23 protein-coding genes are annotated in these 22,187 nt (G+C 45.9%); 19 read left to right on the forward strand and 4 right to left on the reverse strand.

Annotated elements, in window-relative coordinates; translation table 11 throughout:
* The first annotated feature begins 7 nt into the window (after positions 1-7).
* On the forward strand, positions 8-1,399 hold the full coding sequence (pepV, locus tag CVV77_RS12135; RefSeq protein WP_100275509.1) for a dipeptidase PepV: 1,392 nt from the start codon (positions 8-10) through the stop codon (positions 1,397-1,399).
* Between the two features lie 33 nt (positions 1,400-1,432).
* Here pepV and cysK read toward each other — a convergent pair whose 3' ends face one another.
* Positions 1,433-2,368, reverse strand: coding sequence for a cysteine synthase A (gene cysK / locus CVV77_RS12140; RefSeq protein WP_100275510.1), 936 nt, complete (start codon positions 2,366-2,368; stop codon positions 1,433-1,435).
* A 148-nt stretch (positions 2,369-2,516) separates the two neighbouring features.
* On the opposite strand from cysK, the gene thpR reads away from it, so the two are divergent.
* The 5 genes from thpR to CVV77_RS12165 all read left to right on the forward strand — a co-directional run bounded on the left by thpR (position 2,517) and on the right by CVV77_RS12165 (position 8,145).
* Positions 2,517-3,068, forward strand: a complete 552-nt coding sequence (gene thpR, locus CVV77_RS12145; protein ID WP_100275511.1) for an RNA 2',3'-cyclic phosphodiesterase — start codon at positions 2,517-2,519, stop codon at positions 3,066-3,068.
* A gap of 25 nt (positions 3,069-3,093) precedes the next feature.
* Positions 3,094-4,008 carry a hypothetical protein gene (locus CVV77_RS12150; protein ID WP_100275512.1) on the forward strand — a complete coding sequence of 305 codons (915 nt, stop codon included), beginning with the start codon at positions 3,094-3,096 and terminating at the stop codon, positions 4,006-4,008.
* A gap of 48 nt (positions 4,009-4,056) precedes the next feature.
* A complete protein-coding gene (locus tag CVV77_RS12155; protein WP_100275513.1) occupies positions 4,057-4,986 on the forward strand; it encodes a YegS/Rv2252/BmrU family lipid kinase in 930 nt (309 codons plus the stop codon).
* Between the two features lie 25 nt (positions 4,987-5,011).
* Positions 5,012-7,168: a type I pullulanase gene (pulA, locus tag CVV77_RS12160; RefSeq protein WP_100275514.1), complete on the forward strand. Its 2,157-nt coding sequence runs from the start codon at positions 5,012-5,014 to the stop codon at positions 7,166-7,168.
* Between the two features lie 179 nt (positions 7,169-7,347).
* Positions 7,348-8,145, forward strand: coding sequence for a phosphotransferase family protein (locus CVV77_RS12165; protein ID WP_029316881.1), 798 nt, complete (start codon positions 7,348-7,350; stop codon positions 8,143-8,145).
* Here CVV77_RS12165 and CVV77_RS12170 read toward each other — a convergent pair whose 3' ends face one another.
* On the reverse strand, positions 8,146-8,424 hold the full coding sequence (locus CVV77_RS12170; protein ID WP_003237926.1) for a YtzH-like family protein: 279 nt from the start codon (positions 8,422-8,424) through the stop codon (positions 8,146-8,148).
* 204 nt (positions 8,425-8,628) lie between these two features.
* Here CVV77_RS12170 and trmB point away from each other — a divergent pair, with 204 nt between their 5' ends.
* From trmB to CVV77_RS12185, 3 genes are all read left to right on the forward strand, one after another.
* Positions 8,629-9,270, forward strand: coding sequence for a tRNA (guanosine(46)-N7)-methyltransferase TrmB (trmB, locus tag CVV77_RS12175; RefSeq protein ID WP_100275515.1), 642 nt, complete (start codon positions 8,629-8,631; stop codon positions 9,268-9,270).
* A 68-nt stretch (positions 9,271-9,338) separates the two neighbouring features.
* Positions 9,339-10,184, forward strand: coding sequence for a YtnP family quorum-quenching lactonase (locus CVV77_RS12180; protein ID WP_181280848.1), 846 nt, complete (start codon positions 9,339-9,341; stop codon positions 10,182-10,184).
* An 82-nt stretch (positions 10,185-10,266) separates the two neighbouring features.
* Complete coding sequence (locus CVV77_RS12185) at positions 10,267-11,967, forward strand: NAD-dependent malic enzyme (RefSeq protein WP_100275516.1); 1,701 nt, start codon at positions 10,267-10,269, stop codon at positions 11,965-11,967.
* Between the two features lie 52 nt (positions 11,968-12,019).
* Here the strand turns inward: CVV77_RS12185 and CVV77_RS12190 are convergent, their stop codons facing one another.
* A complete protein-coding gene (locus CVV77_RS12190; protein WP_003223432.1) occupies positions 12,020-12,337 on the reverse strand; it encodes a PepSY domain-containing protein in 318 nt (105 codons plus the stop codon).
* A 158-nt stretch (positions 12,338-12,495) separates the two neighbouring features.
* Between CVV77_RS12190 and CVV77_RS12195 the strand changes: the two genes are divergently transcribed.
* Complete coding sequence (locus tag CVV77_RS12195; protein ID WP_100275517.1) at positions 12,496-13,569, forward strand: M42 family metallopeptidase; 1,074 nt, start codon at positions 12,496-12,498, stop codon at positions 13,567-13,569.
* Between the two features lie 56 nt (positions 13,570-13,625).
* On the opposite strand, the gene CVV77_RS12200 is transcribed toward CVV77_RS12195, so the two are convergent.
* A complete protein-coding gene (locus CVV77_RS12200) occupies positions 13,626-14,072 on the reverse strand; it encodes a YtoQ family protein (RefSeq protein WP_019259201.1) in 447 nt (148 codons plus the stop codon).
* Between the two features lie 77 nt (positions 14,073-14,149).
* Between CVV77_RS12200 and CVV77_RS22035 the strand changes: the two genes are divergently transcribed.
* The 9 genes from CVV77_RS22035 to ytxJ all read left to right on the forward strand — a co-directional run bounded on the left by CVV77_RS22035 (position 14,150) and on the right by ytxJ (position 22,059).
* A complete protein-coding gene (locus CVV77_RS22035) occupies positions 14,150-14,266 on the forward strand; it encodes a hypothetical protein (RefSeq protein ID WP_003237916.1) in 117 nt (38 codons plus the stop codon).
* Between the two features lie 40 nt (positions 14,267-14,306).
* Positions 14,307-14,630, forward strand: a complete 324-nt coding sequence (locus CVV77_RS12205; RefSeq protein WP_003237915.1) for a thioredoxin family protein — start codon at positions 14,307-14,309, stop codon at positions 14,628-14,630.
* Positions 14,631-14,645: 15 nt separating this feature from the next.
* Positions 14,646-15,455: a DUF1444 domain-containing protein gene (locus CVV77_RS12210; RefSeq protein WP_019259200.1), complete on the forward strand. Its 810-nt coding sequence runs from the start codon at positions 14,646-14,648 to the stop codon at positions 15,453-15,455.
* A gap of 15 nt (positions 15,456-15,470) precedes the next feature.
* Positions 15,471-16,076, forward strand: a complete 606-nt coding sequence (ytpR, locus tag CVV77_RS12215) for a YtpR family tRNA-binding protein (protein WP_019259199.1) — start codon at positions 15,471-15,473, stop codon at positions 16,074-16,076.
* Between the two features lie 159 nt (positions 16,077-16,235).
* Entirely contained in the window at positions 16,236-19,091 is a 2,856-nt protein-coding gene (locus CVV77_RS12220; RefSeq protein ID WP_100275518.1) for a DNA translocase FtsK, read from the forward strand.
* Between the two features lie 248 nt (positions 19,092-19,339).
* On the forward strand, positions 19,340-20,638 hold the full coding sequence (gene murC / locus CVV77_RS12225) for a UDP-N-acetylmuramate--L-alanine ligase (protein ID WP_003237911.1): 1,299 nt from the start codon (positions 19,340-19,342) through the stop codon (positions 20,636-20,638).
* A gap of 162 nt (positions 20,639-20,800) precedes the next feature.
* A complete protein-coding gene (locus CVV77_RS12230; protein ID WP_003237910.1) occupies positions 20,801-21,223 on the forward strand; it encodes a DUF948 domain-containing protein in 423 nt (140 codons plus the stop codon).
* 30 nt (positions 21,224-21,253) lie between these two features.
* Positions 21,254-21,709 (forward strand): YtxH domain-containing protein, encoded by a 456-nt coding sequence (locus CVV77_RS12235; RefSeq protein ID WP_019259197.1) that lies wholly within the window; start codon positions 21,254-21,256, stop codon positions 21,707-21,709.
* Positions 21,710-21,732: 23 nt separating this feature from the next.
* Positions 21,733-22,059, forward strand: coding sequence for a bacillithiol system redox-active protein YtxJ (gene ytxJ, locus CVV77_RS12240; RefSeq protein ID WP_100275519.1), 327 nt, complete (start codon positions 21,733-21,735; stop codon positions 22,057-22,059).
* Positions 22,060-22,187 lie beyond the last annotated feature (128 nt).

Here is a 22,187-nt window from a genome sequence, read left to right on the forward strand (position 1 = left end):
GATCGTTATGAACTGGGAAGTTGAAGTGATCAGAAAAAAAGAGGATTTAATTCGTGATACGCAGGAATTTTTGAAAATCAACAGTGTAATGGATGAAACAACCGCCGGACCCGGCAAACCGTTTGGAGAAGGAGTAAACGCCAGCTTGACTTCATTGCTGGAGCTAGGAGAAAAAGAAGGCTTTACAACAAAAAATCTTGACGGCTTCGCAGGCCATATTGAATGGGGCGAGGGCGATGACATTGTCGGCGTACTTTGCCATGTTGACGTCGTGCCGCCAGGAGACGGCTGGACGAGTGATCCGTTTTCAGCTGATATCCGCAACGGACGGATTTATGCAAGGGGCGCCATTGATGACAAAGGCCCGACGATGGCGGCATTCTACGCGCTGAAAATCGTGAAAGACATGAATCTGCCGCTGTCCAAGCGCGTCAGAATCATTATCGGAACAGATGAAGAAAGCGATTGGAGATGCGTGGAGCATTATTTCAAGCATGAAGAAATGCCAACGCTGGGATTTGCGCCTGACGCCGATTTTCCGATTATTAACGCTGAAAAAGGGATCATTGATGCTTCTTTACTTATCCCGCACCGCTCAAACCAAGCCAATGCAGAGGCAGTGCTTGTCTCGTTTCAGTCAGGCCTTCGCTTGAATATGGTGCCTGACGCTGCGGAAGCTGTCATTGAAGGGCCGAAAAAAGAAGAGATACTTGCTTCATTTAAAAACATGCTTCGCACGACAGATCAAAAAGGGGAAGCTGAAATAAAGAACGGCCAGCTTATTTTGCGTATGTACGGGGTTTCCTGCCATGCGATGGAACCGAACAATGGAATTAATGCCGGCATTTTATTATGTGAATTTCTGCAGCAGGCTGAGCTTGAGGATGCAGGACAGCGGTTTGTGCAAGTCGTGACAGACAAGTTCTCAAACGATACAAGAGGGAAGAAACTGAACATCGACTGCGAGGATGAAATCAGCGGCGAGCTAACATTAAATGTCGGAACACTGCGTTATACGGAAGGGCAAGGAGGAGAGCTCGGGATCAATATCCGCTATCCTGTGACCGCAGAAAGCAAAGTGATCCGCGATGCATTCGAGAGCGCATCTGAATTTGAGCTTGGAGAATTCAAAGACAGCAAGCCGCATCATGTGTCAGCTGACCATCCGTTAGTCAAAACCCTGCAAAAGGTTTATGAAGGCCAGCTGGGCAAAAAAGCTGATTTAATCTCAATCGGCGGGGGGACTTATGCCAGATCTTTAAAAGCAGGTGTCGCGTTCGGCCCGCTCTTCCCCGGACGTCCTGATAGCGCACACCAAAAGGATGAATATATTGAAATTGATGACCTGCTTAGATCGACAGCGTTATATGCGCAGGCAATCTACGAACTTGCAAAATAAAAGGACCGGCTTCTTCTGAAGCCAGTCCTTTTTTTAAACAAATGACCATAAATCAGTTGATAAATACCGTTCTCCTGTATCGGCTGTCATGCAGACCACAACTTGGTCAGGAGAGAGGCGTTTTGCTGTTTCGATTGCCGCGAAGCAGGCAGCACCTGACGAAGGCCCGACAAGAATTCCTTCTTCAGCAGCGAGGCGTCTTGTCGTCGTATAGGCGTCTTCATCAGAGATTTTGATAATTTCATCATATACGTCTTGATTTAAAATCGGTGGAATGAAGCCTGGGCTCGTCCCTACAAGCTTATGGGCGCCGGGTTTTCCTCCGGATAATACAGGAGAACCCGCAGGCTCGACAACATGAACCGTGATATCCGGGAAAAGCTCTTTGAGCGCTTCACCTGTTCCGGTAATGGTTCCGCCCGTTCCGGAAGAGGCGACAAAAGCGCCGAGCGGTTTTCCGATTTCCTCTATTGCCCGGGCAATTTCAGGCGCCGTCGTTTTCCGGTGCGCGTCAGGATTGGCGGTGTTATCGAACTGCATTGGTATATAGCTGTTTGGAATTTGTTCGGCAAGCTCCTTCGCTTTTTTGATGCTGCCCGGCATTCTTTCCGCTCCTGGTGTTAATACAACCTCTGCACCGTAAGCTTTCAGAAGGTTGATCCGTTCCTTCGTCATCGTATCAGGCATGACTAAAATCGCTTTATATCCACGTGCCGCCGCATTCATGGCGAGCCCGATTCCAGTATTTCCGCTTGTTGGCTCTATAATAACTGAGCCCGGCTTGAGCAAACCGTTTTGTTCTGCTTCTATGATCATTTGATAAGCGGCTCTGTCTTTCACACTGCCGCTCGGATTGAAAAATTCAAGCTTTAAATAGACTTGTGCCGCGTTTTCCGGCTGAAGCCGATTCAATTTCACAAGCGGTGTATCTCCTATCAGATCAGCTGTATTGTAAACGATTTTCAACATTGTCATTCCTTTCTGAATAAAACAAGTGTCATATAATATCCTAACATAATAAACGTTTGTGCGAGAGTGTTTTCATACACTGTTCCTCTATCCGCACAGCCTCTTTATTGATAAAATAATAGCTGTTAAAGAAGGGAGTGTCAGACGGATGCCAGATACATGGCCTCATTATTTCATCGGCGTTCCCATTCCTGAGGGAATTGCGAATCCGATTTACCGGGCTGCGAAAAACGAGCCGGTTTTGACGTTTCAAAAATGGGTGCACCCGCTTGACTATCATATCACGTTAATTTTTCTGGGAGCGGCGGATGAGACACAAATCCAGCAGCTTGAGGGTTCGCTTGCTGCGATTGCTTCAGAAACCGATCCGTTTCCGATTGAGTTTGGCAAAATAGATGTATTCGGCGACCGCAGAAGGCCACGTGTTTTACACCTAGAGCCAAAGAAAAACAGAACGCTTGAAATGTTGCGGGAACATACGAAACAGGCTGTTCTTCAAGCCGGCTTTCAAGTGGAAAAAAGACCGTATCACCCTCATATGACACTGGCTAGAAAATGGACAGGCGAAGAAGGATTTCCGGCACATGTTCCGTTTGAAAGCGGCGAGGTTTCGATGATGGCTGAACGGTTTTCGCTCTTTCAAATACACTTGAATCAATCACCAAAGTACGAGGAAATATTTAAATTTCATTTATCTTAATTCATTGCGGAGTGGAGAAACAAACATGGCACAAATCATCAAAATTCATGATTATATATCGAGATATGAGCTTGATCCGTACCATTATATCAACCAGTTTGTAAGGCTGAAAAAAGAGCGCTGGCTTTCACTATTAGAAGCAGCGGAGCGCCAGCATGAAGAAAGACAAGCCAGTGCCGAAGAGCCGGAACCGGTGCAGAAACGAAAAAAATTTTCATTGAAAAGAAGAAAAGAAGAGATAAAAGCCGATATACAAGAAGAGAGACACCAATGGTTTGAGGAAGAAGACGATATACATGTAAGGCTGCCGAAGAGCAGGATGGCGCTTGCTTCATTTTATAAAAGGCATTTATATGACTTTCAGCTCAAATGGGCAAGCTCAACTCTAGCAGAAATATCTCATCTCTCAAACCAGGTGAAGCAGGACCGCATTTTGCGTTATCTGACCCAGCAGCTGCCTGATTCTTATTTCATTATGTATAAGCCCGTGCTGCAAATTCAGCAGGCGGCGGTTGAATTAAGCATTGTGATTATTTCCCCGCTTGACATTTATTGCGTTTCTTTTTTAGAGGCGGAGGAAGACAGTGTGTACATAGGGTCTAAAAATCGTTTTTGGGAGAAGAAAACAGCCTCTCAGACTGCATCAGTGTTAAATCCGGGGCTGAGCCTGTTTCGCACTGACTCCGTCGTGTCAAAGATCATAAAGGAAAAACAGGCTGATATTCCGGTTCGAAAATTGCTTCTGAGCAGAACGTCGTACATTGATTACCCCGAGCCGCCATTCGGTTTAGAAATAGCGGATAAGCGGGGCGCGGAGGAATGGATTGAGCGGCAGAAGAAAAACACGGCTCCGATTAAACATCATCAGGTAAAGGCTGCAAAGGCTCTATTGTCTTACTGCATGTCTGACTCCTATCGCAGACAAGAGTGGCTGGAGTAAAAGAGAACGATTTGAGCGGTTTTCTCATAACATAAGCAGGTGAGAAAGATGAGCCATTGGTTTTTTATTATTAATCCGACAGCGGGACATCGAAACGGCCTGCGTGTTTGGAAGTCCATTCAAAAGGAATTAATCAAACGGAAAATTGAGCACCGCTCATTTTTAACTGAACATCCCGGGCACGCCGAAGTGCTCGCGAGACAGATTTCAACGATACAGGAATATAAGCTGAAGCGCCTGATTGTCATTGGCGGAGACGGAACGATGCATGAAGTTGTCAACGGGCTGAAAGATGTTGACGATATTGAACTGAGCTTTGTGCCGGCGGGCGCGTATAATGATTTTTCGCGAGGATTCTCTATTAAAAAAATCGATCTGATGCAGGAAATCAAAAAGCTGAAGCGTCCGTTAACCCGAACCTTTCATTTAGGAAGCGTCAATTTCCTTCAGGATAAATCGCAGATTCTTTATTTTATGAATCATATCGGAATCGGGTTTGACGCATATGTCAACAAAAAGGCGATGGAATTTCCTTTGAGACGGGTTTTTCTTTTTCTCCGCCTTCGATTTCTTGTGTATCCGCTTTCCCATTTGCACGCCTCGGCGACCTTTAAGCCATTTTCGTTAGCCTGTACAACGGAAGGCGAGACGCACGAATTTCATGATGTCTGGTTTGCGATTGTATCTAACCACCCATTTTACGGGGGCGGCATGAAGGCGGCGCCGCTTGCAAATCCGCGCGAGAAGGCATTTGATATCGTGATCGTTGAAAATCAGCCGTTTTTCAAAAAATATTGGCTTTTATGTCTGATGGCATTTGGAAAGCATACAAAGATGGACGGCGTTACGATGTTTAAAACAAAGGACATTACGTTTTACACGAAAGACAAAATTCCGTTCCATGCTGACGGAGAAATCATGGGCACCACCCCGTTTCGTCTGGCATCGAGTCCTTCGCCCCTAAGGATCAAAACATAAACGTGTTTGGAGGAGAGTGCTTCCGATGGTCAGCATCCGCCGCAGCTTCGAAGCGTATGTCGATGATATGAATGTCATTACCGTTTTAATTCCTGCTGAACAAAAAGAAATCATGACACCGCCGTTTCGGCTTGAGACAGATACAACCGATTTTCCTCTGGCTGTCAGGGAGGAATACCGTCTTGAAGGAAAATACAAATACGTCTGCGTATCCGACCATCCGGTGACATTCGGAAAAATACATGCCGTCAGAGCGTCCAGCGGCGACAAAACGGATCTCCAAATTGGCGCGGTCATCCGGACGGATGCGTTTGATGATGCATTTTATTATGACGGAGAGCTGGGGGCTGTTTATACTGCGGATTATACTGAATTTAAAGTATGGGCGCCTGCCGCATCCTCAGCTGCTGTCAAGCTTTCACATCCGAATAAAAGCGGGCGCACATTCCAAATGATTCGGATGGAAAAAGGCGTCTACACCGTTACTGTCACCGGCGATCTCCACGGATATGAGTATGTGTTCTGTATCTGCAACAATTCAGAGTGGACGGAAACCGTTGACCCGTATGCAAAAGCAGTGACGCTAAATGGAGAGAAGGGCGTCGTCCTGCGCCCGGATCAAATGAAATGGGCTGACTCGGTCAAACCATTCTCAAACCCTGTGGATGCCGTCATCTATGAGATGCACATCCGCGACTTCTCCATCCATAAAAACAGCGGCATGAAAAACAAGGGACAATACTTAGCGCTGACGGAAACCGATACGCAAACCACAAATGGCTGTTCTTCCGGACTGGCGTATGTAAAAGAGCTTGGTGTTACGCATGTAGAGCTTCTGCCGGTGAATGATTTTGCCGGAGTTGATGAAGAAAAGCCGCTTGATGCTTACAATTGGGGATATAACCCGCTTCATTTTTTTGCCCCGGAGGGAAGCTATGCCTCAAACCCTCATGAACCTCAAACAAGAAAAACAGAGTTAAAACAAATGATCAATACTCTTCACCAGCATGGCCTGCGAGTCATTCTGGATGTCGTCTTTAACCACGTGTATGAGAGGGAGAGTTCCCCCTTTGAAAAGACAGTGCCCGGTTATTTTTTTCGGCATGACGAATTTGGGATGCCGTCAAACGGCACCGGCGTTGGCAATGACATCGCGTCAGAAAGGCGGATGGCGAGAAAGTTCATTGCGGATTGCGTCATCTACTGGCTTGAGGAATACGATGCGGACGGCTTTCGCTTTGACCTGCTCGGCATTTTAGATATTGATACCGTGCTTTATATCAAAGAAAAAGCAGCTGCGGTAAAGCCCGGAATCCTGCTTTTTGGGGAAGGATGGGATTTGGCTACACCGCTGCCGCATGAACAGAAAGCCACCTTGGCGAACGCTTCAAAAATGCCGGGCATCGGCTTTTTTAATGATACGTTTCGTGACGCTGTGAAAGGGAACACCTTTCACCTCGCGGCTGCCGGCTTTGCGCTCGGAAACGGTGAAGCATCTGAAACCGTTATGCATGGGATTGCCGGGTCTTCCGGATGGAAGGCATTAGCACCGGTTGTTCCGGAACCCAGCCAGTCTATCAATTATGTCGAGTCACACGACAATCACACCTTTTGGGATAAAATGAGCGTTGCGCTTTCTCAAGAAACTGACAGCCGAAAGAGAAGCAGGCAAAGGCTGGCTGCCGCGATTATCTTGCTTGCCCAGGGGGTGCCGTTTATTCACAGCGGACAGGAATTTTTCCGGACGAAGTACGGAGTGGAAAACAGCTATCAATCCAGTGACAGCATCAACCAGCTGGATTGGGATCGGCGTGAAACGTTCAAAGAAGATGTTGACTATATCCGCAGGCTGATCTCGCTGAGAAAAACGCATCCGGCATTCCGTCTCAGATCGGCTGCAGACATCCAGCGCCATCTCGAATGTTTGACGCTAAAAAAGCACCTCATCGCATACAGGCTTTATGATCTCGGTGCGGTTGACGAATGGGAAGACATTATCGTCATCCATCACGCGAGTCCGGACTCCATGGAATGGAAGCTGCCAAACGACAAAACGTACCGGCTTTTAAGTGATACATCAGGTTTTCAGCATGACCCGAAAGAAATCAAGAAAGCGGTTGCGGTAAACGGCATCGGAACGGTTATCTTATATTTAGCATCAGATCTTAAGAGTTTTGCTTGACGAAGTTTGTGCTATAGCGCTAAAATTTAAAGGACGGCTATTGATTAGCATATGAGACTCTCAATAGCTGTCTTTTTTATTTTCATACGATTCGTACGAAAAAGGCACTCGCTGGATAGACTAGAGACGATTAGCCTTTATTCTAAAATATTTTAAGAAATGATGGGTTGAACATTGATATGAACTGGTTGGGACAATTACTAGGTAGCGATTGGGAGATCTTCCCCGCCGGAGGAGCTACAGGAGATGCATATTATGCGAAACATAACGGGCAGCAGCTTTTTTTAAAACGTAATAGCTCACCTTTTTTAGCTGTTTTATCCGCCGAAGGCATTGTTCCGAAGCTGGTTTGGACAAAACGGATGGAAAATGGAGACGTCATTACGGCTCAGCACTGGATGACCGGCAGAGAGCTGAAGCCTAAAGATATGAGCGGACGGCCCGTAGCTGAATTGCTTCGTAAAATACACACATCAAAAGCCTTGCTGGACATGCTGAAAAGACTTGGAAAAGAACCGCTGAACCCGGGGGCTCTACTGTCTCAGCTGAAGCAGGCTGTATTTGCTGTGCAGCAATCTTCGCCGCTGATTCAAGAAGGAATCAAGTATTTAGAAGAACATCTGCATGAAGTGCATTTCGGTGAGAAAGTCGTTTGCCATTGTGATGTCAATCATAATAACTGGCTATTGTCTGAAGACAACCAGCTGTATTTAATTGACTGGGACGGCGCCATGATCGCTGATCCGGCGATGGATCTCGGGCCTTTGCTGTACCACTACGTCGAAAAGCCAGCTTGGGAGAGCTGGCTGAGCATGTACGGCATTGAGTTAACGGAAGGCCTGCGGTTACGAATGGCTTGGTATGTGTTATCTGAAACAATCACTTTCATTGCGTGGCATAAAGCAAAAGGCAATGATAAGGAATTCCATGATGCAATGGAAGAACTGCATATTCTCATGAAACGTATCGTTGAATAATCAGGAATACGAATCCATTTGCTCTACCCATTGAGACAGGCTGTTCTGATGCTCTTGTATGTGTGAGTCGATGGATTTGGATGATATTCCTGATTGGCTGTAACGGTAAACATCTTCCAGCACGTTTTTGAAGTTTGAATCAAGCTCGGTGTTTGCCATCAGCGATTTAATCACACGCTCAAGCTGCTCGTACTCTGCGACGGTTCCGCAGCAGTCCAATTGATGGTCAGTCAATATATCCTTCAATAAATGAACTTGATGCTCATAATGTAAGCCCATAACGGTACACATCCCTTCAGTATCCTACGGGTTAAATTGTTCAAAACAGAGCGTTTTTATACATGTGAAAGGAGTGTTCCGGCAGACAGGAACCTCTTTTTTTATATGCTCAGCCTTAGCAGGCACACTGGAAAAACGAGCTTGCGGGTCTTTTTAATTCATGGTATGTTGTTAGTCGAAATAATAGATAGAGGTGTCAATCATATGAGAATGCGCCACAAGCCTTGGGCTGATGACTTTTTGGCTGAAAACGCAGATATTGCCATCAGCAATCCTGCTGATTATAAAGGAAAATGGAACACAGTGTTTGGCAATGACAATCCGATCCATATCGAGGTTGGGACAGGGAAAGGGCAATTTATTTCTGGAATGGCCAAACAAAATCCAGACATCAATTATATTGGGATTGAGTTATTTAAAAGCGTCATCGTGACAGCCGTCCAAAAAGTAAAAGACAGTGAAGCGCCGAATGTAAAGCTTCTGAATATAGATGCGGACACGCTGACAGATGTGTTTGAGCCGGGTGAAGTCAAACGGGTCTACTTGAACTTTTCTGATCCTTGGCCGAAGAAACGCCACGAAAAACGCCGTCTGACGTATTCCCACTTCCTCAAAAAATATGAAGAAGTGATGGGAAAAGGCGGAGAGATTCATTTTAAAACGGACAACCGCGGCTTGTTTGAGTACTCTTTGAAGAGCTTCTCCGAGTACGGCCTGCTGCTGACATACGTCAGTCTCGATTTGCATAACAGCAACCTGGAAGGCAATGTTATGACAGAATATGAAGAAAAATTCTCAGCACTCGGCCAGCCGATCTATCGGGCTGAGGTTGAATGGAGAACGTAAAACAGACTCTGACAGGAGTCTGTTTTTTTTATGGGCCGTTTGCTACCATGATGACAGGGGGGATGAAAATGGAAACAATGAAAATTGGAAACATGACGTTAACCTGGCTTGACGGAGGCGTGACACGTATGGACGGAGGCGCCATGTTCGGCGTTGTTCCAAAGCCGCTTTGGTCTAAAAAATATCCAGTCAATGAAAAAAACCAGATTGAACTAAGGACAGACCCTATCCTCATTCAAAAGGACGGGCTGAATATCATCGTCGACGCCGGAATTGGGTCCGGCAAGCTGACTGATAAACAAAAACGAAACTATGGCGTGACACAAGAATCGAATGTGAAAACATCATTAGCGGCACTCGGATTAACGGTTGCTGATATAGACGTGATCGCTATGACACACCTTCATTTCGACCATGCATGCGGTTTAACGGAATATGAAGATGAACAACTCATCTCTGTCTTTCCGAATGCAGTGATTTATGCATCAGCTGTTGAATGGAATGAAATGCGCCATCCGAATATCAGATCGAAAAATACGTACTGGAAAGAAAACTGGGAGGCAGTTGCCGACCAAGTCAAAACCTTTGAAGACACCTTAACGATCACAAAGGGAATTACGCTGCATCACACCGGAGGCCATAGTGACGGCCACAGTGTTCTTACATGCGAGGATGCGGGTGAAACCGCTGTACATATGGCAGATCTGATGCCGACACACGCCCACCGCAATCCGCTATGGGTGCTGGCTTATGATGATTATCCAATGACCTCTATACCGCAAAAGCAGAAATGGCAGGCATTCGCAGCGGAAAAAGACGCATGGTTTATTTTTTATCATGATGCCGAATATCGCGCGCTTAAATGGGATGAGGATGGAAGCATCAAAGATTCAGTGAAGCGAATCAAGCAATAGCATATTTTTATGTTTACCCTGCATGATTTCCGGCTAATAATGCAAACCTAGTACTAATTATGCTCAGAAAGGAAGAGGCAGGGTGAAACAATTTACAGTAACAAACGAAGGAGACATTCAAACAACATTAAGAGGCCTTGAAGTACTCTCTGTTCCTTTTTTGAACAAAGGTGTTGCTTTTACTGAGGAAGAAAGACAAGAACTTGGCTTAAAAGGCTTTCTGCCGCCAAAGGTATTAACGATTGAAGAGCAGGCGAAAAGAGCGTACGAACAGTTTTCCGCACAGCCTGACGATTTGAGCAAAAATGTCTATTTAACAGCACTGCATGATCGGAATGAAACGCTGTTTTACCGCCTGTTAAATGATCATTTAGGGGAAATGCTCCCGATTGTCTACACGCCAACAGTCGGAACGGCGATCCAAAGATACAGCCATGAATACAGAAAGCCAAGAGGACTCTATCTGTCAATCGATGATCCGGACGGTATGAGAGAAGCATTTAAACAGTATAAAGATCAAAGTGATACGATCGATTTAATAGTCGCAACTGATGCAGAAGGAATTTTAGGAATTGGAGACTGGGGTGTCGGAGGCATCGCAATTTCTATCGGCAAGCTAGCGGTTTATACAGCGGCTGCGGGGATTGATCCGAGCAGAGTGCTGGCTGTTGTTTTAGATGCGGGGACAAACCAGGAGAGCCTCCTGAACGACCCGCTTTATGTCGGCAACCAGCATTCCAGAGTGCGCGGGGAACGCTATGACCAATTTATTGACGATTATGTTGCGCTGGCAAGAGAAACGTTCCCAAATGCACTGCTGCATTGGGAGGATTTTGGAGCGAAAAACGCGCGCAGCATTTTGAAACGCTATAAAGAAAAAGTGTGTACGTTTAATGATGATATCCAAGGTACAGGCGCTGTTTCACTGGCGGCAGTTTTATCCTGTGCAAAAGCGTCTAAAGTGCCGCTGAGGGATCACAGAGTCGTGATATTTGGAGCGGGGACGGCAGGAATCGGAATTGCTGAACAGCTACGGGAAGCATTGGTGCGCGAAGGACTGAGCGAGGAAGAATCATTCGAGCGCTTCTGGTGCATAGACCGAAACGGATTGTTGACAGATGATATGGATCAGCTTCTCGATTTCCAAAAGCCTTATGCCCGATCAGCTGATGAGGTGAAGGATTATCAGCGGAACGGTGAAGGTGGAGGCATTGACCTCGCTGAGGTGGTCCGCCAGGCGAAACCGACGATTCTGATCGGTACGTCTACGGTTTCCGGCGCTTTTACTGAAGAAATTGTAAAAGAAATGGCGTCACACGTAAAACGACCGGCGATTTTACCGATGTCAAATCCGACAACTCTTTCTGAAGCAAAACCGCAGGATTTAATCGAATGGACGGAAGGCCGCGCACTGATTACAACAGGAAGCCCATTCCCTCCAGTAGAATATAACGGCGTGACGTACCATATCGGCCAAGCGAACAACGCGCTTGTCTTCCCGGGTCTCGGTCTTGGAACGATTGTCACCAAATCAAAATTAATTACTGACGGCATGTTTGAAGCATGTGCCCGGGCGATTGCAAGTATGGTCAATGTCGGAGTGCCTGGCGCGCCGATGCTTCCGAAAGTAGAGGATTTGCGGACTGTATCGGCAACCGTCGCAGTTGAAGTCGCTAAAACCGCAATTAAGGAAGGCGTTGCGACGGAAGAGCCTGAGGACATCATACAGGCTGTGCAGGACGCGATGTGGTATCCGGTATATAAACCGATTCGCGCGATATAATAAAAAAGAGCCGCTGCATGGGCAGCGGCTTTTATTTTACGCTTGTCCGGTGTTAAGAGGCGATTGTATCAATGACATCTACAATTTCCCCCGTTTTCGCATCCACCATGACTTCATACTGCTCTAATTCTCCGAAAGCTGATCGTGTAATGCCGGTTTTGTACACCTGTACCGTTTCTCCGTTCACATTGTAAGGCTCGGGCTGCGTGTAAATCCATGATCCGTCAATCGGCCCCCGCTGTTTAAAAGCGGATTTTACGATTCGAAGCGCTTTTTCTGACGAAATATAAGGCTTCATCACATATTGTTTCACAACGACTGCCGTACAAATGCCAAGTCCTGCTCCTAAAAGAAGATGACGCAATTTCAAAATAAAGCACCTCCTGGTTGATCGTACTTTTCATTATACAGAAACCGCCAAATCCTGTTAAGCAATACGCGGCTGTTCGAGCAGATTCGTCCAGGATGCTTGGAAAACTTGATTTTTTCTAATAAAATAAAAGGACTACATAGAAATGAGGGGAAAACATGAATCAAGAAACGAAAGCGCTTTTCCAAACACTGACGCAGCTTCCCGGCGCGCCGGGCAATGAGCATCAGGTTCGTGCTTTTATGAAGCGGGAGCTTGCCAAATATGCCGATGACATCGTTCAGGACAGACTGGGAAGTGTTTTCGGAGTCAGAAAAGGCGAAGCGGGCGCACCGAGAATCATGGTAGCCGGACATATGGATGAAGTCGGCTTCATGGTCACTTCCATTACAGATAACGGGCTGCTCAGATTCCAGACGCTCGGGGGCTGGTGGAGCCAGGTGCTGCTTGCACAGCGAGTTGAAATTCAAACAGATAACGGGCCGGTTCCGGGTGTGATTTCAAGCATACCGCCGCATCTGCTGACAGATGCTCAGCGAAACCGCCCGATGGATATCAAAAACATGATGATCGATATTGGAGCGGATGATAGGGGAGACGCCATCAAAATTGGCATAAAACCGGGACAGCAGATCGTGCCTGTCTGTCCGTTTACGACGATGGCGAATGAAAAGAAAATTTTATCAAAAGCGTGGGATAACCGGTACGGATGCGGCTTGAGCATTGAACTGCTAAAGGAATTGCATGGAAAAGAACTTCCGAACACGCTCTATGCGGGTGCAACGGTTCAGGAAGAAGTAGGGCTGAGGGGCGCACAGACGGCTTCTCATATGATTAAACCAGACTTGTTTTTCGCCCTTGACGCAAGCCCGGCAAACGATATGAGCGGTGACAAAAACGAATTTGGCCAGCTTGGTAAAGGCTTTTTGCTCCGCATCCTTGACAGAACGACAGTCATGCACCGCGGAATGAGAGAATTTGTTCTTGATATGGCGGAAACGCATGATATTCCATATCAATATTTTGTATCCGGCGGGGGAACAGATGCAGGCAGAGTTCATATTTCGAACAGCGGCGTTCCGTCAGCGGTTATCGGAATTTGTTCCCGCTACATTCATACGAACGCTTCTATCATTCATATTGATGATTATGCTGCTGCTAAAGAAATGCTTATTAAACTTGTGACAGCCTGCGATAAACAGACGGTTGATGCGATTAAAGAAAATATGTAGGATTACACAAAAGCTTGTTGAACGAGGCAGTTACCTCGGATCGACAAGCTTTTTTCTTATTCTGTTTCAAAGACATAGGAAAGGGCCTTAATGGCTTGGTTCACGGTTTCAACCGTTATATTTGCTTTGTTGGAAAGCTCTTTTAAAGGATGGTGGAGCGATTCCGGCCGGATGATAATCAGTGGTTTTCCTTTTGCGATGGCATATGATGCATCCATTGCCGTGTTCCACTGTTTGTATTTTTCGCCAAACAGGGCAATCACAAAGTCTGCTTTATTCATCAGGACGGCGGTTCTGAAGTTGTTCATGTCAGAGGCTTTGTCGTCCTTCAAAACGGCATTTGGCTGAACGCCCATAATTTCTTCTCCGATATTGTCTGAGCGGTCATGATTCTCCATCGGGCCGACAAACGTAATCGGCAGCTTCAGTGATTTTGTTTTCTCTTTGATTTCCTCGCGCCAATTGCTGTGGATTTCTCCTGCTAAATAGACGGTAAACTCCATACTGAATCCCTCCTTATGTATGTGCATCTGTAAATTTTACCCTCATGTACAAGATGTTAAACGAAACGAGCTTGATAATGCAAATAAAATATGATAATGATAATGGGAAAGCCAATCTTACATATTCATTCGTTGCAAATAAGTGGTTTTGCCGCAAGCAGTTTGGTATGATCCAAATGGACGAGTATCGATAAAACAACATGTAAGAACATAAAACAACTGGAGGGATATGAAATGAAAAAAATTGAATCAACTCAAGAGCTGGAAAAAGCGGTAAAGGATGATTGGGCGGTATTTATGTTTTCAGCCGACTGGTGCCCTGATTGCCGTTTTGTAGAGCCTTTTCTGCCTGAACTGGAAGCGAACTTCCCTGAATTCACTTACTACTACGTAGACCGCGACAAATTCATTGATACGTGTGCAGAGTGGGAAATTTACGGGATCCCAAGCTTTGTCGTGTTTAATGAAGGAAAAGAAGTGAATCGTTTTGTGAGCAAAGACCGCAAAACGAAAGAAGAAATTGAACAGTTTTTAACTGACTCTCTCGCTAAAGCGTAAAGGAGGACATCTGGTTTGAAAATGACCTCAAGGAAGCTGTCAGATATACTGAAGCAGCGCCTTCAGCACGAGAATCGCTCCTTTCTGTTTGACAGAGAAAAAGACACCCTCCGTGTTGAGGATCAAACGACCAAAAAAGGAATTACGCTCGACCTGCCGCCGATTATTGCAAAATGGGAACTGAAAAAAGACGAAGCCATTGATGAGATTGTGTACTATGTCTCCGAAGCGATGACGGCAATGGAAGGGAAGGCTCAGGAAATGACCGGCAAGGAAAGCCGCATTTACCCGGTTATCCGCTCGACTTCTTTCCCGGACAAGTCCAGCGAAGATATTCCGCTCATCTATGACGATCATACCGCAGAGACAAGAATTTATTACGCGCTCGATCTCGGGAAAACCTACCGTTTAATTGATCAGCGCATGCTTGAGAAAGAAAACTGGACAAAAGAGCGGATCAGAGAGACGGCCGCATTTAATCTCCGTTCCCTGCCGACGGTTGTCAAAGAGGATACGGTTGCCGGCAATCACTTTTATTTCTTCAGAGCAAACGACGGTTACGACGCCAGCCGGATTCTGAACGAAGCGGTTTTAAATGAGTACAAGCAACGTGCAGAAGGTGAACTGGCGATCTCTGTACCGCATCAGGACGTCCTGATTCTTGCTGACATCCGGAATGAATCGGGGTATGATATTCTAGGACAAATGTCGATGAGCTTCTTTGCAGGCGGCACCGTTCCGATTACCGCCCTTTCATTTTTGTACAATGAAGGAAAGCTGGAGCCGGTGTTTATCCTGGCGAAAAGCCGTCCGAAAAAGGATTAGAAAGGATTTTTACTTATGAACGCTTTTTATAATAAAGAAGGTGTGGGAGATACGCTCCTCATCTCTCTTCAAGATGTGACACGCGAACAAATAGGCTATGAAAAGCACGGCGACGTCGTCAAAATCTTCAATAACGAAACAAAGGAAACAACGGGCTTCAACATTTTCAATGCGTCTTCTTACTTGACCATTGATGAAAACGGCCCTGTTGCGCTCTCAGAAACATTCGTGCAAGATGTGAATGAGATACTGAACAGAAACGGCGTTGAAGAAACATTAGTCGTTGATTTATCTCCGAAGTTTGTTGTGGGATATGTGGAATCAAAAGAAAAACATCCGAATGCGGATAAACTAAGCGTATGTAAAGTCAATGTAGGAGAAGAAACGCTTCAGATCGTCTGCGGCGCGCCTAACGTTGATCAAGGCCAAAAAGTTGTCGTTGCCAAAGTCGGCGCCGTGATGCCGAGCGGACTTGTCATTAAGGATGCAGAGCTTCGCGGCGTTCCGTCAAGCGGAATGATCTGCTCAGCGAAAGAGCTCGCTTTGCCGGATGCCCCTGCTGAAAAAGGAATCCTCGTGTTAGAAGGAGACCATGAGGCGGGAGACGCATTTCAGTTTTAGACTCCCATAAATCCGCCCAAAAAAACGAATCATGTGAAAAGCCGCTAAGCCCTTGTTTAGCGGCTTTGTTTTTGCTGAAAGCTTAATCTTTTCTGGGCCGACCAGCAGTGGTATACTAAAAACCGTCCCAGAAAACTATAAGGGAGTTAGAGATAAATTATGAGTTGGCTTCATAAATTTTTTGATTTGTTTTTAGGCGAGAGCGAAGAGGATGCTGAACGGGAGACAAAACCCGCTCAAATTCCGCAGCAACAAGAAGTACATCAACATCACCCTGAAGGACAACTAAAAAGGTTGGAAGATCCTAAAATATATTATGAATATCCAAAAGGCAAGTTCCGTTTTCCAATCGTGCCTGACGGATACAAAAACCAAGACCTGAGAAGGCGCCGCGCACCATCGGACGAACCGAAATCCGCGCCTCGTCCAAGCGCCGCACCATACAGAGAACGTCCCAAAGATGAAAAAGAGCAGCATACATACCAAACATCAGAGCCGGCGAAGAAACCGTTTAAACCGACAAATATCCCTTCGCCTATATATGGATTCAATCAAAAACCATCCGTCAAAAAGGATGTGCCAAAACAGCCTTCTGAGGAGACATTGAAGGCACCGGACAAATCTGTAAAAGAGAAGGTAACACTGCTGTCAGAAGAAATCGAACGTGAACGCGGCTATCCTGCTCCAGACAGACCGGTACAGCACGTGAAAGAACGACCTTTCTTTCCGGATACCCAATTCGAAGAACAGCCTTCTGGCACCTTAGACGGAATGGCTGCAGAGCGTGACGAAGCGCTGGCGCAGCGTCCAGCCGAAGAGCCGTCAGACAACAGAATGCCATCTGCATCCGGCATCCAGCAGTCGGAAAAAGAGGAGTCTTTCTTCCCTGCTGAACATAATGAAGAGCAACCAGAACCTGCGACACTGGCAGATACGGTGGCTGAGGCACAAGAAGACCTTTCAGACCGTGAAGACATCATGCCTGTAACGGCTGAGATTCAAGAAGAACAAAGGGAACAACAGCCAGAGAAAGTAGAAGAGCCTGTCTTCCGCGCTGAACATGATGAAAAGCAACCAGAACCTGAGTCTCTGACAGAGGCAGTATCTGAGTGCGAAGAATCAGAAGAGCCGTCACACAGCATAGTAAATGCTCATGACGAAATCGCGGCAGCTGCTGAGGCCCCATCTGTTCAAGAAGAACAAACGGAAATTCAACAAGAAGAGCCTTCCTTATTTGCTGACCAAGCATATGAGTCTCTGACTCAAGCGGAAACTGAGGCCAAAGAATCAGAAGAGCCATCAGATAGCATAATAAACAATCAGTACGAAATCCCAGCAGAAGCTGAGGACACAAAGATAGACATTCAGGCAGAAAACCTTACAGAATCGGAGCAGGGTTCCGAACCGTTTTCTGCAGCCCATGAAAATCATCAGGAAATCCATGCGGGAGAAACACATGCACCTATAGCAGAACCGCAAAAAAAGCCTGTCATGCAGGAGAAACGTGCTGAACGAAGCGCATCTCTTCAAAAAGGGCCGTCCGTTCCTTTTAATGTCATGATGCTGAAAAGAGATACGCATAAACAGCAAAAAGCAGAGGAGCGCCGCGGCAGCTATGTGTTTCCGAATGTCGCACTGCTTGATGTCCCGCCAGCGCAAGTTCAGGACGATACTGCGTGGATCGAAGAACAGCGCCAGCTTCTTGATTTGACCCTGAAAAATTTCAATGTCCGCGCCAATGTGGTCCATGTGACCCAGGGGCCGTCTGTCACGAGGTTTGAAGTGCATCCTGAACCAGGCGTAAAGGTGAATAAAATCACCAACTTGTCTGATGATATTAAACTCAGCCTTTCTGCAAGAGATATTCGGATTGAAGCGCCGATTCCGGGGAAAAACACGATCGGAATAGAAGTGCCGAACCGCACGAGCAAGATGGTTGATTTGCGCCAGATGATTCGGAGCTCCGCTTTTAGGACAAGCAAGTCACCGCTCACGGCTGCGCTGGGATTGGATATCTCAGGAAATCCTGTCGTTATCGACTTAAAGAAAATGCCGCATGGCTTGATTGCCGGCGCTACGGGGTCGGGAAAAAGCGTATGCATTAACACAATATTAGTCAGCCTGCTTTATAAAGCTGATCCGAGTGAAGTAAAGGTGCTGCTGATTGATCCGAAAATGGTAGAGCTGGCCCCTTACAATAAAATTCCTCATCTCGTCAGCCCGGTCATTACTGACGCCAAAGCGGCTACCGCTGCTTTAAAATGGGTCGTTGAGGAAATGGAGCGGCGTTATGAGCTGTTTGCCCATTCCGGTGTACGCGACATTGACCGCTTTAATCAATTAACCGCTGATCACCAAATGGGCGAAAAGCTGCCGTATTTAGTGGTGGTTATTGATGAGCTTGCTGATTTGATGATGGTGGCTCCAAATGATGTCGAAGAGAGCATTGCGCGGATCGCCCAAAAAGCCAGAGCATGCGGAATCCATCTGCTCGTCGCGACTCAGCGGCCGTCAGTCGATGTCATTACAGGCCTGATTAAGGCAAATATCCCGACAAGAATCGCATTTTCTGTCTCAAGCCAGGTTGATTCGCGAACGATCATCGACATAGCCGGTGCGGAAAAACTTCTCGGAAAAGGGGATATGCTCTTTTTGGAAAACGGTTCAGGAAAACCTGTCCGCCTGCAGGGAAACTTTGTGTCGGACCGCGAAATCGACCGTGTCGTTTCCCACGTCAGAAACCAAATGCCGCCAACCTATTTATTTGAACAAGAAGAGCTGGTAAGACAAGGATCAGCCTTGAAAGAAGAGGATGAACTGTTTTACGAAGCATGTGAGTTTGTTGTTGAACAAAACAGCGCGAGCACTTCAAGCCTGCAAAGAAGATTCAGAATCGGATACAATCGCGCGGCAAGGCTGATCGATATGATGGAAGCGGAAGGCATGATCTCTGAGGCAAAAGGAAGCAAGCCTCGTGAGGTGCTGATCACAGCAAGTGATTTAATAAACGAATAATATGGGTTCATTTTCACACTAAACATGGTATGATAGTGTTTAGAGCATTTAACAGCTATGCCGCTTTACAGCAGATGCGCATAGACAAATCTTGATATTCAGGTTTAATCGGAAAGAAATAACCGGATACTGAACATAACAAAACATATATAATACGCCGCTAGGGCGGCTTTTCAGCCGCCGCGGTCGCAAATTGAAATGAGCGTCATATACTGGGGAACAGATAGACGTTTGTTGGAGGTACAATTATGACTGTTTATCATTTTGTTGGAATAAAAGGGACCGGTATGAGTCCGCTTGCCCAAATACTTCATGATAATGGATATACTGTCCAAGGATCGGATATCGAAAAATTTATTTTTACGCAAACTGCGCTTGAAAAAAGAAACATTACAATTCTTCCTTTTAGCGCGGACAATATCAAACCCGGCATGACAGTCATCGCCGGAAACGCATTCCCAGACACGCATCCAGAGATTGAAAAAGCCATGTCTGATGGAATTCCGGTGATACGTTATCATAAGTTTTTAGGCGACTATATGAAAAAATTCACCAGTGTTGCTGTTACAGGCGCACACGGCAAAACGTCAACTACGGGTCTGCTGGCTCACGTGATCCAAAACGCAAAACCGACGTCTTTCTTAATCGGGGACGGAACAGGCCAGGGAAATGAAAACAGCGAATACTTTGTGTTTGAAGCGTGCGAATACCGCCGCCATTTCTTAAGCTATCAGCCTGACTACGCGATCATGACGAATATTGATTTTGATCACCCTGATTACTTCTCGAGCATTGACGATGTGTTTGACGCTTTCCAAGAGATGGCTCTTCAAGTCAACAAAGGCATTATTGCCTGCGGCGACGATGAGCATCTGCCGAAAATCCATGCGAACGTCCCAGTTGTGTATTACGGCACGGGGGAAGAGAATGATTTTCAAGCCAGAAACATCGTAAAAAGCACGGAAGGGACAACTTTCGATGTATTTGTCCGCAATACATTCTATGATACGTTTTATATTCCTGCGTATGGCCACCACAATGTCTTAAACTCATTGGCGGTCATTGCGTTATGCCATTATGAAGAAATCGATGCCAGCGTTATTAAGCACGGCCTCAAATCATTCGGCGGCGTCAAACGCAGATTCAATGAGAAACAGCTCGGAAACCAAGTGTTAATTGATGACTACGCTCATCACCCGACAGAAATAAAGGTAACGATTGAGGCGGCAAGACAGAAATACCCTGATCGTGAAATCGTCGCGGTATTCCAGCCTCATACATTTACGCGGACGCAGCAATTCCTTGACGAATTCGCAGAAAGCCTGAGCGGGGCTGACTGTGTGTACTTATGCGATATTTTCGGTTCAGCCCGGGAGAATGCAGGAAAGCTGACGATCGGCGACCTGCAGGGAAAAATTCATAATGCCAAGCTGATTGAAGAAGATGACACATCTGTTTTAAAAGCTCATGATAAAGCCGTTCTCATCTTTATGGGAGCAGGAGATATCCAAAAATATATGAGAGCCTACGAAAACGTCATGGCATAATAAAAAGCAGTGATCTCACTGCTTTTTATTTATCTGATGGAAAAGCTTGTTAAAGGATTTTTTTACATAATGGAGAAATAATATGTATACAGCCCAGTACACATGTTTATGATTTAAGAAAACGGGTAAACAGCAGTATATCCTGCAGCAAGGAGGTTTGAGATGATTATTATTCTTTATTTAAGCGTTGCACTCATCGCAGTCGCATTTCTCGTATTAGTGATCTACTTGTCTAAAACATTGAAGTCACTGCAGCTGACACTAAAGCATGTTGCATCCACTCTCGAAGGGCTGGAGGGACAAATGAAAGGCATTACAACTGAAACAGCCGAGCTTTTACATAAGACCAACCGCCTGGCTGAAGATATTCAGGAAAAATCCGAAAAGCTGAACACGGTCGTTCATGCTGTTCAAGGGGTGGGAACTTCTGTACAGCAGTTCAATACATCCATGAAACAGGCGGCAGGGTCTGTATCGGCATCAGTAAGAGAAAATCAAGACAAGATCAATCAAGTTGTCACATGGAGCCAAGCAGCGATGGAAATTTGGGCGAAATGGAAGCAAAAGAAAAAATCAGCTCTGTAAGAGAAAAAAACACTATGAGGAGGAATAATGATGAGCAAAGATGGAATTAATAGTAAAGATTTTTTAATCGGAACTTTAATCGGGGGAATCATCGGTGCCACTACCGCTCTTTTTCTAGCGCCTAAATCAGGCAAAGAACTTCGTGATGATCTTGGCAGCCAAGCTGTTGCTTTGCGGGACAAAACTGACAAAATGACGGCTGATGCGAAGGAAAAAGGCACGCAATATGTCAGCATCGCTAAAGACAAAACATCGAACATCACACAGCTTGTAGCAGATCAGTCAGGGCAGATCATGAACAAGGTGAAGGATTTAAGAGACCGTTCCAAATCTGCAAAAACGGATTCATCAACAGCAATGCAAGATATGAGAGAAGAAGCGATGCAGGCGGCCGACGAAACAAAAGATCAAGTCCTCCAAACGAAAGAAGATGTAAAAGACGAACTGAAAGATGCACAAAAACAGGCCGAGCATATCAATCGCTGAGCTGGGAAGGAAGTTCTTGAGTAATGGCAAAACAGCTTATTCAATCTGAGGAAGAATTTAAACGGATTGCAGAACAGGAAGGCACTTTCGTCTTCTTTAAACACAGCATCACATGCCCGATCAGCCAGGCAGCATTTCATGAGTTTGATGCCTTTGCAAATCAGCATGAGGATGTACGGGCTTACTTTCTGCAAGTACAAGATGCCCGTCCGCTGTCAAATTTCATCGCAGAAACATACGGTGTAAAGCACGAAAGCCCTCAGGTTTTCGTCATCCAAAACGGTAAGGTGAAATGGCATATCTCACATTCACAAATTACAGAAGCGGCCATTGAGCAGCATTTGTCATAGAAAAAAGCGTCCAGATATGATCTGGCGCTTTTTTTTTTGAAAAAACCCTTGAACATTGCCCTCACATCATGTAGGATAACTTCATAGATTACTTTATCACTTAAAAGCGTTTGGGTAATAAAGTAGAG

Origin of the sequence: Bacillus sp. SN1, assembly GCF_002796895.1 — a bacterium.
Classification (GTDB): domain Bacteria; phylum Bacillota; class Bacilli; order Bacillales; family Bacillaceae; genus Bacillus; species Bacillus inaquosorum.

What these genes read in the sequence shown, in the direction of transcription:
- CVV77_RS22035 (WP_003237916.1), top strand. Translation starts at nt 14,150, where the DNA reads ATGCAAATAAAATATGATAATGATAATGGGAAAGCCAATCTTACATAT.
- CVV77_RS12205 (WP_003237915.1), top strand. Translation starts at nt 14,307, where the DNA reads ATGAAAAAAATTGAATCAACTCAAGAGCTGGAAAAAGCGGTAAAGGAT.
- CVV77_RS12165 (WP_029316881.1), top strand. Translation starts at nt 7,348, where the DNA reads ATGAACTGGTTGGGACAATTACTAGGTAGCGATTGGGAGATCTTCCCC.
- ytpR (WP_019259199.1), top strand. Translation starts at nt 15,471, where the DNA reads ATGAACGCTTTTTATAATAAAGAAGGTGTGGGAGATACGCTCCTCATC.
- CVV77_RS12170 (WP_003237926.1), bottom strand. Translation starts at nt 8,424, where the DNA reads ATGGGCTTACATTATGAGCATCAAGTTCATTTATTGAAGGATATATTG.
- pepV (WP_100275509.1), top strand. Translation starts at nt 8, where the DNA reads ATGAACTGGGAAGTTGAAGTGATCAGAAAAAAAGAGGATTTAATTCGT.
- CVV77_RS12235 (WP_019259197.1), top strand. Translation starts at nt 21,254, where the DNA reads ATGAGCAAAGATGGAATTAATAGTAAAGATTTTTTAATCGGAACTTTA.
- trmB (WP_100275515.1), top strand. Translation starts at nt 8,629, where the DNA reads ATGAGAATGCGCCACAAGCCTTGGGCTGATGACTTTTTGGCTGAAAAC.
- CVV77_RS12220 (WP_100275518.1), top strand. Translation starts at nt 16,236, where the DNA reads ATGAGTTGGCTTCATAAATTTTTTGATTTGTTTTTAGGCGAGAGCGAA.
- CVV77_RS12230 (WP_003237910.1), top strand. Translation starts at nt 20,801, where the DNA reads ATGATTATTATTCTTTATTTAAGCGTTGCACTCATCGCAGTCGCATTT.
- CVV77_RS12155 (WP_100275513.1), top strand. Translation starts at nt 4,057, where the DNA reads ATGAGCCATTGGTTTTTTATTATTAATCCGACAGCGGGACATCGAAAC.
- CVV77_RS12195 (WP_100275517.1), top strand. Translation starts at nt 12,496, where the DNA reads ATGAATCAAGAAACGAAAGCGCTTTTCCAAACACTGACGCAGCTTCCC.
- murC (WP_003237911.1), top strand. Translation starts at nt 19,340, where the DNA reads ATGACTGTTTATCATTTTGTTGGAATAAAAGGGACCGGTATGAGTCCG.
- CVV77_RS12200 (WP_019259201.1), bottom strand. Translation starts at nt 14,072, where the DNA reads ATGGAGTTTACCGTCTATTTAGCAGGAGAAATCCACAGCAATTGGCGC.
- thpR (WP_100275511.1), top strand. Translation starts at nt 2,517, where the DNA reads ATGCCAGATACATGGCCTCATTATTTCATCGGCGTTCCCATTCCTGAG.
- ytxJ (WP_100275519.1), top strand. Translation starts at nt 21,733, where the DNA reads ATGGCAAAACAGCTTATTCAATCTGAGGAAGAATTTAAACGGATTGCA.
- pulA (WP_100275514.1), top strand. Translation starts at nt 5,012, where the DNA reads ATGGTCAGCATCCGCCGCAGCTTCGAAGCGTATGTCGATGATATGAAT.
- CVV77_RS12180 (WP_181280848.1), top strand. Translation starts at nt 9,339, where the DNA reads ATGGAAACAATGAAAATTGGAAACATGACGTTAACCTGGCTTGACGGA.
- CVV77_RS12150 (WP_100275512.1), top strand. Translation starts at nt 3,094, where the DNA reads ATGGCACAAATCATCAAAATTCATGATTATATATCGAGATATGAGCTT.
- cysK (WP_100275510.1), bottom strand. Translation starts at nt 2,368, where the DNA reads ATGTTGAAAATCGTTTACAATACAGCTGATCTGATAGGAGATACACCG.